The organism is Tahibacter caeni (assembly GCF_024609805.1).
Classification (GTDB): domain Bacteria; phylum Pseudomonadota; class Gammaproteobacteria; order Xanthomonadales; family Rhodanobacteraceae; genus Tahibacter; species Tahibacter caeni.
Genome location: NZ_JANFVR010000449.1, coordinates 1 through 3,176, shown reverse-complemented (window position 1 = coordinate 3,176; position 3,176 = coordinate 1). Strand labels below are relative to the sequence as shown.

The window sequence follows — 3,176 nt, the reverse complement described above, 5'->3', positions numbered from 1 at the left end:
GCAGCGGCGCGGGCAGCGCGGCCGCGCTGCGCCGCAGGCCATAGACGCGGCGGCCGGCGGCGGCGAGTTCCACCCCGGCGCGCAAGCCGACGTCGCCGCAGCCCGCGAGCAGCACGGCCGTGTTCACGCAACGGCCTCGGCCGGCGGCGTTTCCTGCGGCGGACCGCCCGACGGCGGCGCCGCGTTCTTGCGCGGCAGGTAACGCAGCCAGAGCAGGAACATGACGAGCGCGTCGAGCACGATCAGCGCCTGCCAGATGTAACTGTGGAACCACTCGAACCAGACCGAGCTCCACTGGTGCAGGTAGTACAGGCTGATGATGCGCACGAGATTCAGCGCCTGGATCGCGAGCGTGCCGAGCACGATGCCGACGACCTTGGCCTTCCAGCCCGACGGGAACGCGATCATAGCCGAGACCAGGATGATGACCGCCTCCACGCCGTTGCAGACGCGCTCGATCGAGACGGCGAGGCCGGTGCCGATGCTGATGATGACCTTGCCCTGGGCGATCGCGTCGCCGCCGAACAAACCGATGAGCTTGGCGGAAATCGTCGCGAGCAGCGCGTTGAACGGATCGATCAGGTGGATTTCGACGACGGTGAGCACGTCCAGCGTGAACAGCACCAACAGCGACGCGACGAAGATGACGAGGAAACGGAACATGGCGGAACACGGCGGCGAGGGACCGATAGCTTACGCGCGAACGGGCGGCAGTGGCGTCCGGATGCCGCGCGAGAGCCGGGCCGGCATTCCGGCGCGCGGGTTGTGCAGGCCTGTTCCGCGCACGGCCCGGATGGTCGCGGCCGGTCGCGGAAACCTCGCCGGACAAGGGCTCAGAGACCGCTCGCGCACCCGTTTCCTAATGACTCCGCGCACCAAGGTCCGGCCGTGCACGCGTGCTAGCATCCGGCCATGAATCCCGCTCCGAACCTGTTCCTGATCGGCCCGATGGGCGCCGGCAAGACGACGATAGGCAAGCGTGTCGCCGATCAGCTGCAGCTGCCGTTCCACGATCTGGACCACGTCATCGAGGCGCAGACCGGCGTGGCGATACCGCTGATCTTCGAGCTCGAAGGCGAAGCCGGTTTCCGCCGCCGCGAATGCGCCGCGCTGGCCGAATACAGCGCGCTCGACGGCGTCGTGCTCGCGACCGGCGGCGGCGCGGTGCTCGATGCGCAGAACCGTGCACGGCTGGCCGCCCGCGGCTTCGTCGTCTATCTCGAGACCGCGGTCGAGGTGCAGCTCGCGCGCCTGGCCCGTGATCGCAAGCGTCCGCTGCTGGCCGCGCCCGACCGGCGCGAACGCCTCGAGCAGATGGCCGCGCTCCGCAACCCGCTCTACGCCGGCATCGCCGACATGACGATACGTTCCGAACACGAACACGCGGCCCAGGTCGCCGCCGATCTCTACCAGCGCCTGCAGCTGGTCTGGCGCCGTGCGCCGGCGCCGGCCGCCGCATGAGCGCCGTGCGCAGGCTCGACGTCGCGCTAGACGCGCGCAGCTACCCGATCTGGATAGGCCGCGGCCTGCTGCGCGACGCGGCGCGCTGGCGTGCGGCGATCCGCGGCCGTCACGTGCTCGTGGTCAGCAACGCGACCGTCGCGCCGCTGTATCTCGACACGGTGCTGGCCGGCCTCGACGGCCTGCAGGCGGCCAGCCTCGTGCTGCCCGACGGCGAGCAGTACAAGACGCTGGAACATTGCGGCGAAGTGCTCGAAGCGCTCGCCGCGCTCAAGGCCAACCGCGACGCCTGCGTGATCGCGCTCGGCGGCGGCGTCGTCGGCGACCTCGCCGGTTTCGCCGCGTCCTGCTGGATGCGCGGCGTGGATTTCCTGCAGATGCCGACGACCCTGCTGGCGCAGGTCGATTCCTCGGTCGGCGGCAAGACCGGCGTGAACCTGCCGGCCGGCAAGAACCTCGTCGGCGCGTTCCACCAGCCGCGCGCCGTGGTCGTCGATACCGACACGCTCGCGAGCCTGCCCGCGCGCGAATACCGCTCGGGACTGGCCGAGGTCGTCAAATACGGCGCGATCGGCGACGCCGCATTCTTCGCCTGGCTCGAACGCGAAGCCGACGCGCTGGCCGCGCGCGACGACGAGGCCGTGGCCGAGGCGATCGAGCGCAGCTGCCGCCACAAGGCCGGCGTCGTCGCGCGCGACGAGCGCGAGGACGGCGAGCGCGCGCTGCTGAATTTCGGCCACACCTTCGGTCATGCGCTGGAGACCGCCGGCGGCTACGGCCGCCTGCTGCACGGCGAGGCCGTCGCGATCGGCATGGTCCTCGCGGCGGCGCTGTCCGCCGACCTCGGCCTGGCGGCCGCCGCCGACGCCGAACGGCTGCAGCGCCTGCTCGGGCGCCTGGGCCTGTCCACGGCGCTGCCGGACGGCAGCGACGCGCAGGCGCTGCTGCAGCTGATGTACCTGGACAAGAAGAATCTCAGCGGCCAGTTGCGCCTGATCCTCTGGCGCGGCATCGGCGCCGCCGAGATCGTGGCTGCCGTCGCCGACGCCGCGATATTGCAGCGCCTGCGGCGCGGCTGAGCGCCGCGCGCAACCGCCGCGTCCACGCCGCTACAATCCTCGCTCATGCGCATCTACATGCAAACCCAGCCGGCCGCCGCCGAAGCGCCGCGCTACTACGAGATCGTGCTGCAGCAGGACCTGCTCGGCGGCTGGACCCTGTACCGCGAATGGGGCCAGCAGGGCGGCCGCAGCAGCAGCAAGCGCGAGATCTATCTCGAGCGCGACGACGCGCTCAGCGCGTTCGCCCAGGCCCGCGACGCTCAGGTCAAGCGCGGCTTCCGCGTGGTCTTCAGCCAGGGCCTGGAGGCGCCGTATGCGCGCTGAGCTCCGGCGCACCGGCGCGGCGCTGCTGCTCGCGGCGCTGACCAGCTTGCCTGCCGCGGCCGCCGCCGAACACATTTTCGAGCCCGGCAGCAAGCATGTCTGTGTGCCGGCCGCGAGCGGCCAGGGCTGGGACTGCCGCTCCGCGGAAGAGGCGCCGGCTTCGGCCGCGACGACGGCGCCGCGCGAGCCGCGCCTGCGCAGCAGCAGCGAGATTCCGGAGGAACCCGCGACGGCCATGGCAGCAGGCGGAGAAGCCGCCGGCGCCATCGAACCGCCGCCGCAACCGGCGGCGGCGAGCAGCGCCGAACCCAGCCACGCCGCGCCGGCAGA

Annotated in this window: 4 protein-coding genes and 1 pseudogene; 4 read left to right on the top strand and 1 reads right to left on the bottom strand. The window is 71.6% G+C overall.

Going from position 1 to position 3,176, the window contains the following annotated elements:
• Positions 1-123 precede the first annotated feature (123 nt).
• Entirely contained in the window at positions 124-663 is a 540-nt protein-coding gene (gene xrtH, locus NON22_RS22390) for an exosortase H (protein WP_257389209.1), read from the bottom strand.
• Between the two features lie 249 nt (positions 664-912).
• Here xrtH and aroK point away from each other — a divergent pair, with 249 nt between their 5' ends.
• From aroK to NON22_RS22370, 4 genes and pseudogenes are all read left to right on the top strand, one after another.
• The gene (gene aroK / locus NON22_RS22385) at positions 913-1,461 is read left to right on the top strand and encodes a shikimate kinase AroK (protein ID WP_257389208.1); all 549 of its coding nucleotides are present in this window, start codon (positions 913-915) and stop codon (positions 1,459-1,461) included.
• Positions 1,458-2,540: a 3-dehydroquinate synthase gene (aroB, locus tag NON22_RS22380; protein ID WP_257389207.1), complete on the top strand. Its 1,083-nt coding sequence runs from the start codon at positions 1,458-1,460 to the stop codon at positions 2,538-2,540. The genes aroK and aroB overlap by 4 nt, the downstream gene beginning before the upstream one ends.
• 45 nt (positions 2,541-2,585) lie before the next feature.
• Positions 2,586-2,846: a WGR domain-containing protein gene (locus tag NON22_RS22375; protein ID WP_257389206.1), complete on the top strand. Its 261-nt coding sequence runs from the start codon at positions 2,586-2,588 to the stop codon at positions 2,844-2,846.
• A pseudogene (locus NON22_RS22370) lies at positions 2,836-3,176 on the top strand (hypothetical protein); the annotation flags it as partial. The gene NON22_RS22375 and the pseudogene NON22_RS22370, both read left to right, overlap by 11 nt.